10 protein-coding genes and 1 pseudogene are annotated in these 12,107 nt (G+C 65.6%); 8 read left to right on the forward strand and 3 right to left on the reverse strand.

Annotated elements, in window-relative coordinates:
- Nucleotides 1-126: 126 nt before the first annotated feature.
- Nucleotides 127-1,032: a carbon-nitrogen hydrolase family protein gene (locus QP997_RS05630; protein ID WP_070760366.1), complete on the forward strand. Its 906-nt coding sequence runs from the start codon at nucleotides 127-129 to the stop codon at nucleotides 1,030-1,032.
- On the opposite strand, the gene QP997_RS05635 is transcribed toward QP997_RS05630, so the two are convergent.
- Nucleotides 1,033-2,271: a flavohemoprotein gene (locus tag QP997_RS05635; RefSeq protein ID WP_284846500.1), complete on the reverse strand. Its 1,239-nt coding sequence runs from the start codon at nucleotides 2,269-2,271 to the stop codon at nucleotides 1,033-1,035.
- Between the two features lie 258 nt (nucleotides 2,272-2,529).
- Here QP997_RS05635 and clpB point away from each other — a divergent pair, with 258 nt between their 5' ends.
- A complete protein-coding gene (gene clpB / locus QP997_RS05640; RefSeq protein ID WP_148811306.1) occupies nucleotides 2,530-5,112 on the forward strand; it encodes an ATP-dependent chaperone ClpB in 2,583 nt (860 codons plus the stop codon).
- A gap of 158 nt (nucleotides 5,113-5,270) precedes the next feature.
- Here clpB and QP997_RS05645 read toward each other — a convergent pair whose 3' ends face one another.
- Nucleotides 5,271-6,338 carry a hypothetical protein gene (locus QP997_RS05645; RefSeq protein ID WP_284846501.1) on the reverse strand — a complete coding sequence of 356 codons (1,068 nt, stop codon included), beginning with the start codon at nucleotides 6,336-6,338 and terminating at the stop codon, nucleotides 5,271-5,273.
- Between the two features lie 165 nt (nucleotides 6,339-6,503).
- On the opposite strand from QP997_RS05645, the gene QP997_RS05650 reads away from it, so the two are divergent.
- From QP997_RS05650 to QP997_RS05660, 3 genes are read left to right on the forward strand one after another with little or no spacing between them, the layout of a single operon-like run.
- Entirely contained in the window at nucleotides 6,504-7,385 is an 882-nt protein-coding gene (locus QP997_RS05650) for a sulfurtransferase (protein ID WP_284846502.1), read from the forward strand.
- 11 nt (nucleotides 7,386-7,396) lie between these two features.
- Nucleotides 7,397-7,975, forward strand: coding sequence for a PTS sugar transporter subunit IIA (locus QP997_RS05655; RefSeq protein ID WP_284846503.1), 579 nt, complete (start codon nucleotides 7,397-7,399; stop codon nucleotides 7,973-7,975).
- A 4-nt stretch (nucleotides 7,976-7,979) separates the two neighbouring features.
- Nucleotides 7,980-8,537, forward strand: coding sequence for a hypothetical protein (locus QP997_RS05660; RefSeq protein ID WP_284846504.1), 558 nt, complete (start codon nucleotides 7,980-7,982; stop codon nucleotides 8,535-8,537).
- Between the two features lie 29 nt (nucleotides 8,538-8,566).
- Here QP997_RS05660 and QP997_RS05665 read toward each other — a convergent pair whose 3' ends face one another.
- Nucleotides 8,567-9,436 carry an SDR family oxidoreductase gene (locus QP997_RS05665; RefSeq protein WP_284846505.1) on the reverse strand — a complete coding sequence of 290 codons (870 nt, stop codon included), beginning with the start codon at nucleotides 9,434-9,436 and terminating at the stop codon, nucleotides 8,567-8,569.
- Between the two features lie 209 nt (nucleotides 9,437-9,645).
- On the opposite strand from QP997_RS05665, the gene QP997_RS05670 reads away from it, so the two are divergent.
- From QP997_RS05670 to QP997_RS05680, 3 genes and pseudogenes are all read left to right on the forward strand, one after another.
- Complete coding sequence (locus tag QP997_RS05670) at nucleotides 9,646-10,539, forward strand: D-isomer specific 2-hydroxyacid dehydrogenase family protein (protein WP_012361033.1); 894 nt, start codon at nucleotides 9,646-9,648, stop codon at nucleotides 10,537-10,539.
- A 13-nt stretch (nucleotides 10,540-10,552) separates the two neighbouring features.
- A complete protein-coding gene (locus QP997_RS05675; RefSeq protein ID WP_012361032.1) occupies nucleotides 10,553-11,449 on the forward strand; it encodes a D-isomer specific 2-hydroxyacid dehydrogenase family protein in 897 nt (298 codons plus the stop codon).
- 141 nt (nucleotides 11,450-11,590) lie between these two features.
- Nucleotides 11,591-12,031 (forward strand): annotated as a pseudogene (locus QP997_RS05680) (site-specific DNA-methyltransferase); the annotation flags it as partial.
- Nucleotides 12,032-12,107 lie beyond the last annotated feature (76 nt).

The raw sequence follows: 12,107 nt of genomic DNA on the forward strand, positions 1-12,107 counted from the left end.
AGTGCGCCCCGACGGGTGTTTTCTGTGGATAGCTGTATCGGGGATATCCACAGCGGCTGCGAAAGCGCCCAGGGCTAATCCCCGCTAGCGGCAGCGCGGGGGCTGGTTTCTCGTTACCCTGGTGGCATGCGAATCTCCGTGATCCAGATGAGCGCCCAGCCGGATGTTGAGGCGAACCTCGCCCTCATCCGGAAGTACATCGCTGGCTCCGCGCAGAACGGTGCTGACCTCGTGGTTTTCCCCGAGGCTGCGATGTTCCCCTTCGATTCCGGGCGCCTCGACACGGTCGCCCAACCCCTCGACGGTCCCTTCGGCCGGGCCATCAAGGCCACTGCTGAGGAGCATGGGATCGTCGCCGTCGTTGGTATGTTCACCCCGGCGGATACGGTTTTCCGGCTGCCCAATGGCGAGCTGTCCACCGAGCGTCCGGACGATAGCGGTGGCATCCAGGAGTTCCGCCGCGTGACCAACACCCTGCTGGTCGCGGGGCCAGGAATCTTCGCGGGCTACGACAAGATCCACTGCTTCGACGCCTTCGGCCACCAGGAATCCGCCACCGTGCGCCCCGGCAACCGTCGCGTGACTTTTGAGCTCAACGGCGTGAAGATCGGTCTGGCCACCTGCTACGACATCCGCTTCCCTGGCCACTTCATCGCCCTGGCGCAGTCCGGTGCGAAGGTCATCGTCGTGCCCACCAGCTGGGCCGATGGGCCAGGCAAGCTCGATCAGTGGCGCGCGCTGACCTCCGCCCGCGCCCTGGACTCCAGCTCCTACCTCGTGGCCGCGGGCATGGCTCGCCCCGGAAGCCCCGAGGATTATGGCAAGCCGGAGGGGCCCACCGGTATTGGGCACTCCGTGGTGGTGAGCCCGCAGGGAGCCAAGCTCGCGGAGACCGGTTATGCCGCCCAGGTGGTGACGGTGGATATCGATCCGAATTCCGTGGATCACGTCCGCAAGGGGCTGCCGATCCTCGGCGGCCACAACCTCGACCGCGAGATCACCGAGACGATCCACATCGAGCCAGAGGACTAGCTAAGTCTTATCCACGCTGAGCTGGCCGGGATCCGCGCCCGCTGCCAGCAGCGCATCCACGCTCGCGCTGACCTGCGCTTCCTCCCCGGCGACGAGCACCCGGGCGTCCTGCCACGCGCCGTCCCGGATGGCGGCGTTCACGGCATGGCCGACCCGCAGCAGCCCGTCGAGCTCCGCCGACGTCCCCGTCAGCTCCTCGATCCCGCCCGCCTCCGCTGCCACGGGCACCACTTGCAGCCAGTCCCAGGCGCGAGCAAAACCCAGCAGGCTGGGTAGCTCGTAGAGTTCAGCGACGCTATCGGCCCCGACGTACAGCGCGGTCTCCGGTGGTTCGGGTTGCTGCGCCAGTTCCAACAGCAGGGCCCGCAGCGGAGCCAGGCCCGTGTTCTGCGTGATCATGCACACCGGGCGCTCGTCCTCGGCATCCACGCTGAGGAAGCCATAGCTCGCCCCGAGCACCCACTGGTCCCCGACCTGGGCCTCCGCGAGGATCGCGCGCCGGGCCTCGCTATCCCCACGCACGTGGAACTCGATCAGTCCGTCCGGGTTCGCGGGCGTGGCGGGGTGCAGGTATTGCCACTGTGTGTCGCCGTAGGGCGTGCGGACATCCAGGTACTGCCCGGTCCACCAGGGTTGCGGTGAGCTTTCCTGTACGCGAATGACGCCGATCGCGGGCCGTCCGGCGTCCTCGTCGCCGGGGTAGGCTTCCGCGACGTCGAGGACTTCGGCGGTGCGCGTCGCGGTCGCGGTGCTGCGCTGGGCGCCGAGGGCGAGCAGGTGGCAGGTCAGGTCCGCAGCATCCTCCAGGGTGGCCTGCGCTTGTTCATCCAGGGTCAGGGCGTCGGCCCCCGCCTGGCTGAGCGCGCGGGCGAGCGCATCATAGTGCTCGGCTTCCAGCCCGTGCTTGCGTAGGTCGTGGCCGAGGGCCATCAGGAAATCGGCTTCCTTGTGGGGGTATTCGCCGCTGTAATTCCCAGGGGCCTGGGCCAGCCCGAGGCTGGTGAGTAGAGCTCGGATGCTACGCACCAGGAGGGGCTGATTTGCTTTCAGGTCCGGCCACGTGCTCGTGGTGGCGTCCGGGAGCTCCCCGGTGTGCAACGGCTGGGCGGTGGGTGCTGGCGCGGGCCCCTGGGCAGCAAGGATGTCCCGGACGCGTGCGCTCAGGAGGTTGAGGTGATTGAGGATGGGGGAGAGCAGGTCAATGGAGCCGCGGTCGCTGGGTGCTGCGTGGTGTGACATTGCGTGGGCTCCCTTCCTGGGGCAGCTGCCGCGGGGTGCGGCGAGCTTTTTCGGGCTCATTGTCCCATTTTCTTGAGTCCGTAGCCATCATCGCGGGGTGCGCGGCGCGGACGGGGTGGGGCGGGTAAAAAGTGGGCTGTAGCGAAAGGAAAAGAATTTTAGGTTGAGTGGAATAGACTCAAGACTGGTGTGGTTGAGTCTAGTGAACTCAATTACGATAGGTAGCAAGAAACCTCACCACAGAAAGGTTACGAAACCATGAGCTCCTTCACTCCAACCACCATGACCCGCGAGGCAATGCAGACCGCCCTCCAGGACGCCTCGAACCGCGGGAACCCGGACATCCGTCCCGGCCACTTGCTGGTGGCCCTGCTCGAGCAGCAGGACTCCATTACCCAGCCGATCCTCACCGCAGCTGGCGTCAACGCCGACGCGGTGCGGACCCAGGCGAAGTCCCTCGTGGAGGGATACCCCACCGCGCAGGGCTCCGGCATGGCCAACCCGCAGTTCAACCGCGATGCCCTGAACGCCATGACGGCCGCCCAGGAGCTCGCTGGCGAACTCGGCGACACCTACGTCTCCACCGAGGTGCTGCTCACCGGCATCGCCAAGGGTAGCTCGGACGCCGCCACGATCCTGCACAACCTGGGTGGCACTTTTGACGCCCTGCGTGGTGCTTTCGAGAGCGTGCGCGGCAACCGTAAGGTCACCACCGAAGAGCCGGAGGGTCAGTTCCAGGCCCTGGAGAAGTACTCCACGGACCTCACCGCCGCCGCCCGCGCCGGGAAGATTGACCCGGTCATCGGCCGCGACCAAGAGATCCGCCGCGTTGTCCAAGTGCTATCGAGGCGCACGAAAAATAACCCCGTGCTCATCGGTGAACCGGGCGTGGGTAAGACCGCGATCGTCGAGGGGCTGGCCCGCCGCATCGTCGCGGGTGACGTCCCCGAGTCCCTGAAGGGTAAGAAGCTGGTCTCCCTGGACCTGGGCGCGATGCTCGCCGGTGCGAAGTACCGCGGCGAGTTCGAGGAGCGCCTCAAGGCAGTCCTCGACGAGATCAAGGAAGCCGACGGCGAGATCGTCACCTTCATCGACGAGCTGCACACCATCGTCGGCGCCGGTGCCGGTGGCGACTCCGCGATGGATGCCGGCAATATGATCAAGCCGCTGCTCGCCCGCGGTGAGCTGCGCCTGGTCGGTGCGACCACCCTGGACGAGTACCGCCAGCACATCGAGAAGGACCCGGCCCTGGAGCGCCGCTTCCAGCAGGTCTACGTCGGCGAGCCGACCCCGGAGGACACCATCGGTATCCTCCGCGGGCTCAAGGAGCGCTACGAGGTGCACCACGGCGTGCGCATCCAGGACTCCGCCCTGGTCGCCGCCGCCAGCCTCTCGGATCGCTACATCACCAGCCGCTTCCTGCCGGATAAGGCCATCGACCTGGTCGACGAGGCCGCCTCGCGCCTGCGCATGGAGATCGACTCCCGCCCGGAGGAGATCGACAACGCCGAGCGCATCGTGCGTCGCCTCGAGATCGAGGAAATGGCCCTGGCCAAGGAGACTGACGCCGCCTCCAAGGACCGCCTCGAGCGCCTGCGCTCGGAGCTGGCCGATGAGAAGGAAAAGCTCGCCGGCCTGACCGCCCGCTGGGAGAACGAGAAGTCCAGCATCGACTCGCTGCGCGGAATCAAGGAGGAGCTCGACGCCCTGCGCCGGGACTCCGAGATCGCGGAGCGCGACGGGGACTACGCCAAGGTCGCTGAGCTGCGCTACGGCCGCATTCCGGACGTCGAGCGCCGTCTGGAGGAGGCCGAGCAGGCCCAGGCCAAGGCGCAGGCCGACAACCAGGAGATGATGCTCACCGAGGAGGTCACCCCGGACACCATCGCCGAGGTCGTCTCCGCGTGGACGGGCATCCCGGCCGGCAAGATGCTGCAGGGAGAAACCGAGAAGCTGCTGGAGATGGAGAGCGTCCTGGCGGGCCGCGTCGTCGGCCAGAAGGATGCAGTCAATGCGGTCTCCGACGCCGTGCGCCGCGCGCGTGCCGGCGTGGCCGACCCGAACCGTCCGACCGGCTCCTTCCTCTTCCTCGGCCCCACGGGCGTGGGTAAGACGGAGCTGGCCAAGGCGCTGGCGGAGTTCCTCTTCGACGACGAGCACGCGATGGTCCGCATCGACATGTCCGAGTTCGGTGAGAAGCACTCCGTCGCCCGCCTGGTCGGTGCCCCTCCGGGATACGTCGGCTACGACCAGGGCGGACAGCTGACCGAGGCGGTGCGCCGTCGCCCGTACACGGTCGTGCTCTTCGACGAGGTGGAGAAGGCCCACCCGGACGTCTTCGACATCCTGCTGCAGGTCCTCGACGAAGGCCGACTGACTGATGGCCAGGGACGGACGGTGGACTTCCGCAATACGATGCTGATCCTGACGTCCAACCTGGGTGCTGGCGGTAACCACGAGCAGATCATGGACGCCGTGAAGGCCCACTTCAAGCCGGAGTTCATCAACCGCCTGGACGATGTGCTGATCTTCGACCCGCTGTCTGAGGAGCAGCTGGAGCACATCGTGGACATCCAGATCGGCGGGCTGGCCGATCGCCTGGCTTCCCGTCGCCTCACCCTGGATGTCTCCCCGGAGGCGAAGGCCTGGCTCGCCAAGCGCGGCTACGACCCGGCCTACGGTGCCCGCCCGCTGCGAAGGCTGATCCAGAAGGCCATCGGCGATGCCCTGGCCAAGGAGCTGCTCTCCGGCGCGATCCGGGACGGTGATACCGTTCGCGTGGACGTGGACCCGCACGAGGTCGACGGCGTGGACAGCCTCTGGATCCACCGCGGCGAGTAATCGCACCCTGCCGGGGCGGGTGAATCCTCACCCCGGCAAAGCCCAAGGCCCGGCGGCCGCTCAGTAGATCTGAGTGCCGCCGGGCCTTTCTCAGTGGTCGCTACCTCTCTGCGGTACCTGCGTGGTTGTGCGTTGGACCGCGCCGAGGGATCCCCGGCCTAGTAGTTGGGGTTATAGACCGCCTTCGGCAGGCGTTGGGAGTCCAGCTCGCCGCCGTCGGCCCCGATCACGCGCAGGGTTTTGCCGTCGATCACGATGGTGTTCGGAGCGGCGGGGACGCGGAACTTGCCGCGGGCCACGTCCGCGGAGGCCATGTCGACGTCCTCCTCGTAGCCCATCCCGTCGCTGTAGCCGCGGTAGTAGTAGCGGCCGTTATCCGGGTTCTCGCAGATCGAGACGTAGGTGGAGCCGTTGGTCGCTGCGTACACCCACTCGTCGGTGGAGTTGCAGCGGGCGTTACTGCTGACCTCCCAGCCGTTGGACTGCAGCCCGGAGGGGTAGTCGGACGAGGACGAGACCGCCTTCGGGCCGTTGGAATCTTCTGGCTCGGAGGTCTCGGTGTCCTCGTCTTCGTCCTCGTCTTCGTCTTCGTCGTCTTCCTTGGCGGTCGTCTTCTCGGAGGAGGATTCGTCCTCGTACTCCGTCTCGTAGACGGTGACGGGCTCCTCGCTGGAGCCGTCGTCCTTGGAGCCCGCGAGGAACCACCACAACCCACCGCCGATCAGCGCGAGGATGAGGAGGACGATGAGCGCAATGAGCCAGCCCTTGCCCGACTTCTTCTCCTGGGGCTGCTGATAAGGCCCCTGCTGGTACGGCCCCTGGGCGTAATTCTGCTGGTAGCCCTGCCCATTCGGTGTCCCCTGCTGGAAACCTTGTTGATAGGGGCCCTGCTGGTACGGGCCTTGCTGGAAGTTTTGACCGTAGCCCGCCGCGCCAGCCGCCGCCCCCGCCGAGGCCGCGCCCCGCTGGTAGTTCGGTGGCTGCGGAGAGTTCGCCAGCCCAGCCCAGTCCTCCTCCGGGTTCGACGAACGCAGATCCGGGTCGGTGGTTTCCTTGCCGGAGTCCCGTGGCGCGTTGGGGGACGTCGGCGCGGGCTGGTCGGTGCTCGGCTGGTTGGTGCCTGGCTGGCTCCGCGCCCACGGATTATCCGAGGGCTGATTCCATGGGTTCTCCGGCTGGCCGTCGCCGGAATCAGACGGCTTCTTCTCCCACGGGTTTTCAGACATCCACTGCTCCAGTCTTTGAAGGGTAGAAAGCTAACCTAAAAAGCATATAAGAAAGCACGCCTGAGCGGGGGATAGGCCCACCCGAAAGATGCTCCCACGGGGGCCCGTGCGGGAGAGGCTGAGTAATGGAAACCTCGGGCGTGCACAATCTCTAGGATGGTGACCATGAGCCAAGCAACTTCCCGGCGCGTGCACGACACCTTCTCCAAAATCCCGGGCCCATTCATCAGCGGTGAGCAGCTCTACGAGGCCACTCGCCTCGGCGAGCGTATGACCATCATCGACTCCCACTGGGCCAAAACCGAGAACAGCGCGTGGGAAGCCTACGTGGGGCAACACTTGCCGGGGGCGATGTTCTGCAACCCTCTCCAGCACCTGGCCGGCACCCCTTCTCGTGCCCGGGGCCGCAACCCCATGCCGGGCCTGGCTGCCCTCCAGCGCAGTTTTTATAACTGGGGCATCACGGAAGGTCGCCCCGTCGTTATCTATGACGCCGGGCGCAACATCTATGCTGCTCGCGCCTGGTGGATCCTGCGCTGGGCGGGCGTCGAGAATGTGAAGATCCTGAACGGTGGCACCTCCCAATGGGAGAAGGCGGGCGGCGACGTCGCCGGTGGAATCGGTGCCCTCCGGGGACGCGGGGACTTCAAGGTCCGGCCGCGGTCCATGCCGGAGCTATACATCGACGAGATCGACGTCTGGTGCCGCGACCGGATGCTGGTGGACTGCCGAGACCCGGAGCGCTTCCGCGGTGTTCGGGAGCCCTTCGACCACCAGGCAGGTCACATCCCGAGCGCGGTGAACATCCCCGTGGCCTCCCTGCTGAACGAGGAGGGCAAGGTCCTGGGTGGCGCCCAGCTGCGTGAGATCTTCGCCAGCCACGGCATCGATGAGAACACCGAGCTGACCGTGCACTCCGGGTCCGGGCTGGACTCCGCCCTGTTCCTGGCGGCGATGGAGGAGGCGGGCCTTCCCGTCGGGCGACACTTCGTGGGTGGTTGGTCACAATGGTCCGCTTCCTCCTCCCGCAAGATCGCGCGCGGTTAGGCTGGAGAAGCATGACGGATGGGCACGACTTTGAGGACCTCGGCGGCGCGGGGGATGTAGGCGCCGCAGGCTTCGGCGCTGCCGACATGGACGCCGTCGCGGAAGGACGTGGGAGAGCCCCGGGTGCCGAGCGCACCCCGGTGGGGGCACCTCTCGCCGGAACGACCGCGCCTCTGAGCGCAGTGCCGCACCCCGTGTTCGCGTCCGGCTCCGCAGGCGCAGGCGTGGCTGTGATCCCAGACCCCGATAAGGAGATCGTGGAGGTACAGTCCCCGGTCGCCGGAACCATCGTGCGGATGCAGCCCCACATGTTCGTCGTGGAGCTGGAGGACGAGAGTGCCCGCGTGCTGGTGCAGATGGGCATCGACACTGATCAGCTCAACGGGCAGGGCTTCGCGACCCGCTGGGCCGAGGGCTCAACCGTGCAGGCGGGAACCCCGGTGGTCACCTACGCGCCCAAAGAGGTCGGCCGCCTCGGCTACGATCCGATCGTGCTGGTGTTGGCGCTATCCCACGGGTCGGGGGAGATCGAGTTTCCCGTCGCACTGAGCGGCCCGTGCGCCGCGCAAGACGAGCTGTTTAGGGTCTAGACACATGGCACGGCGCCTCTTGAACCTCGTCGCGATGCTGTGGATGCTCACCGCGTTGACGGGCTTTCCGCAGTTGCTGGACACCGACGTGCTGCGCCGGGTGGCGACCTTTTACTTCCTGGGGCTGTTCGCGCTGCAGATCATCCCGTTGGTGATGACCTACAACGGCAGCTTCGGCCACCGGCTCCACCCGATCAACGTGGCCTATATGTCGCTAGCCTCGCTCGGGCTGGTCGGCAGCGTGATGCTGGCGATCGTGTTCGGGGTACACGGCGGCCCGGCGGTCACCATCCTCGCGGGCGCGCTGCTGTTCATGGGGGTCGTGGGCGCGACGGTGCTCGCACTCTTTGCTCAGCCGTGGCGCGACTGGGCCTTTAAGCAGCGTGAGAGCGAATATCTGGAGCGGATGAATCACCGCTTAGACGTGCGCGCGGAGCTGCGCCCCCAGCTGCACTCTGCCTTTGGGGATAGGGCCTTCGGGGAGCGGGCTTTTGGGGAGGGCGCCTTTGGGGAGAAGACTTCTGGGGACGAGGGCGGCAGGAAACCCGGCGAGGAGGATTAACCCGCTGCCCCGGGTTTTGCCCGCAGGTTTCAGAGGCCGTGCTTGGCGCGCATGATGCGCAACATCGTCTCCCGCGGCACGAGTCGCTGCAGGATATACGGCACCGGCGCCAGGGAGCCCCGGGCGTACACCGCACGCGGGCGGGCTTCTGCCACCACGGTGCCCACCAGCTCCGCGACGTCCTCAGCGCTGATGCCCTTGGCCTCGTTGTCGTTGAGGGTGTCGAGCATCCGGTGGAAGTCCCGCGAGTACGGGCCTGCGTCGTCGACGTAGATGGTGCGCCGCGAACTGAGCCCCGTGGCGATCGCGCCGGGCTCCACGGTGGAAATGCCGACCCCGAACGGCGAAAGCTCGCTGCGGGCAGAGTCGGCGAAGCTGCGGATCGCGGCCTTCGAGGCCACGTAGCTGCCCCGGTAACTCAGCGGGAAACTCCCCAACATGGACCCGATCATGACGATGCGACCGAAACCCTGCTCGCGCATCGCCGGCAGGAACTTCTGGGTGAGTTCCACGTGCCCGATGACGTTGACCTGGAACAGCCGCTCCAGCGCCTCCCGGGGTAGTTCCTCCAGTGGGCCGTTCTGGCTCTCGCCTGCATTGTTGACGAGCACGCCCGGCGCGCCAAGTGCCAGGACGTCCTCGGCGAAAGTCTCAATAGAGGCCGGATCTGCGAGGTCTAAGGCTAGGTACTCCACATGCGGTACCGGGTCGGTGAGCGTGGCCGGGTTACGTGTGGTTCCGACTACCCGGAATCCGGCTGCCACGAAGCGGGCTGCGACCGCCTTGCCGATCCCGCTGCTCGCCCCGGTCACGACGGCGAGGCTGCCGTCCGGGACCTGGGGGAGGGCAGGCGGAAGGAACCAGGAGCTGAGGGAACTGGGAATAGTATTTTTAGCCACAAAATGACCATAGTCTGAAAATGCCCCTTCCGGTTGAGATTGCGTTGCTTCTGGCCTGCCGCTAGTGGTGGTCTGCCCTGCCCTAATGATGGGCGGTGCCCTGCTGGGGGTGTGTTGCCACCAGGCGCCGGGAACCGCCGGGGGTCCGGTGAGGATTCCCACGATTGGGGTTGTGCGCTCCCCATTGCCAGATTCCCTAGGGTGGGGCCATGAAGTTTTACATGCCACGTCCCTGGGACGAGACGATTGCAGATATTGAACGCGTTGGCCACGAACATGTGGGGCTTGAGGAAGCTGAGGTCTATATCAATACAGATCCGCGCCCTGACCGTATCCCGGAGATGCCCGCGAATATCCAGTGGGTGCAGCATTGCTACACCGGCGTCGATCAACTCATTGAGGCTGGCGTCATCACCGCGGACGGACTGCCGTGGTGCAATGCGGCCGGGGCATTTGCCGAACCCGTCGCTGAGGCCGCGCTCGCGCTCATGCTTTCTGCCGCGCATCACCACAAAGCCTTTGCCCAGGCTGCGACGTGGGACGTCGCGCGGGAGCTCGACAAAACCCAGGCGTGGCTCTACGCGCAGGGCCGGCCGCGGGAGGTGGCGATCGTGGGTGCTGGAGGCATCGGCAAGCGGTTGGCGCAATTGCTGCGACCGTTTGATGTCAACCTCACGGAGGTCACGCGAACCGGTCCCGTGACGCTGAAGGATGTGGAGTGGGACCGGTTCGACTTCGTCGTATCGACTCTGCCGCTCACCTCGGAGACAGCTGGTTTCTTCAACGTGGAACTCTTCGCGGCGATGAAGGACTCAGCGGTATTTGTCAACGTGGGGCGCGGGGGGACTGTGGTCACCGACGACCTCGTGGCGGCGCTGCGCGACGGCCAGCTCGCTGCGGCGGGCCTTGAGGTCGTGGATCCGGAGCCGCTGCCCGACGGGCACCCGCTCTACGCGCTGCCCAACTGCGTGATGACCCCGCACATGGCGGCGTCCAAGCACGTGGCGACGTTCCACATGGGAAAGATTTTTAACGAGAACGCGGCGGCGTGGGAGGCGGGCGAGCCCATGCCCACCCGCGTCAATGCCACCGCGGGATACTAAGGGGGCATAGTCAATGAAATACGCAATTGTGCCAGAGCCGTGGGAGGAGACCACGGCGGCGCTCGAAGCTGCGGGACACGAGCGTGTCGCGCTGGAGGACGCGGAGTTCCTCGTCTTTAACGGGCAGCCAGCTGATTTCCCGGAGCTGCCCGAGTCCATTGGATTCGTGCAGGTGCCTTTCGCGGGCGTGGACCACATCCTCGACCTCATCCGCTCGACGAATGTGCGCTGGTCCAATGCCGCGGGACTCTACGACTCGACGGTAGCTGAGTCCACGATTGCGTTGCTCTTGGCCCAACTGCACGCGCACAAGCGTGTGGACACCTGGGACAACCGCGACGAGGTGGAGGCGTACACCTCTTTCCTGTTTGAAAATACGACGGTGGCGATCATCGGTGCGGGCGGGATTGGCAAGCGGCTCATTGAGATGCTCTCCGGGTTTGGCGTGAAAATCATCGCGGTCAATCGCTCAGGCCGTCCGGTGGACGGCGCGGAAGCCGTTCCCTTTAGCGACATTGAGTCGGTGTGGCCGCGCGCGGATTACTTCGTCTTCGTTGCGCCGCTGACGGATGAGACGAAGCACCTGGGCAACGCTGCGGCGTTTGCGGCGATGCCTTCACATGCGGTTGTGGTCAATGTGGGGCGTGGTCCGCTCATTGATACCCAAGCGCTGATAGCGGCCCTGGACTCGCGGGAGATCGCGGGCGCGGCCTTGGACGTCACGGACCCGGAACCGCTACCGGCCGATAGCCCACTGTGGACGATGCCCAATGTGGTCATCACGCCGCACCTGGCCAATCCGCCGTACTCGGTGCGCCGCCGAATTGGTGAGCACACCGTCCGCGTGGCCGAGGCCTATGCGGCGGGGGAGCCGCTGCCCACGGAGGTTGATCCGGAGGCGGGCTATTAGCGCAGTAGGGTAGGGTATCGTTTCTGCTTTCGATACTCTGACTCCGTGTCGGCGGGCTCGGATACTGTATTGCTTATGTGTTTATTCTTCGACAATCAGTCCCTCGGCAGCTGGGATGGTTCACCGGGAGAACGTGAGTAGATGACGAAGCAACGCCTCCAGCTGACCTGGTACAACAAGGACAAAGCCCTCATCCCCACCGAGGCCGGCAAGTACGGTTACACGTGGGTGGATCCTTCCGATCCGCGCTACTGCGAAACCCACACCCTCGTCTACGACGATTACGTGCAGGGCAGCCAAACGGAGAAGTCGGAGGAGTTCGATTATTCCGAGCGCGCCGACCTTGAGCCTCAGGACGAGAACCTTCTGATCCTCGGCGAATCCGGCGACGTCCTCGAATCGCTCACCCGGGTGCCCGAGTTGGCCGAGAAGTACGTGGGCAAGGTCAAACTGATCTACATCGACCCACCTTTTAACACCGCGCAAACATTCGCCTCCTACGAAGATAACCTCGAGCACTCCATCTGGCTCACCATGATGCGCGACCGACTGCTCCACATGAAGAAGCTGCTTGCCGATGATGAGGTTACCCTCGTTTAGTGGACACCCAACTTGTACGGATGTTGTGTCCGTAGGAGAGGATGTTCATTGTGAGCCA

This window comes from Corynebacterium sp. MSK039 (genome assembly GCF_030232315.1).
In the GTDB taxonomy this organism is placed as follows: Bacteria; Actinomycetota; Actinomycetes; order Mycobacteriales; family Mycobacteriaceae; genus Corynebacterium.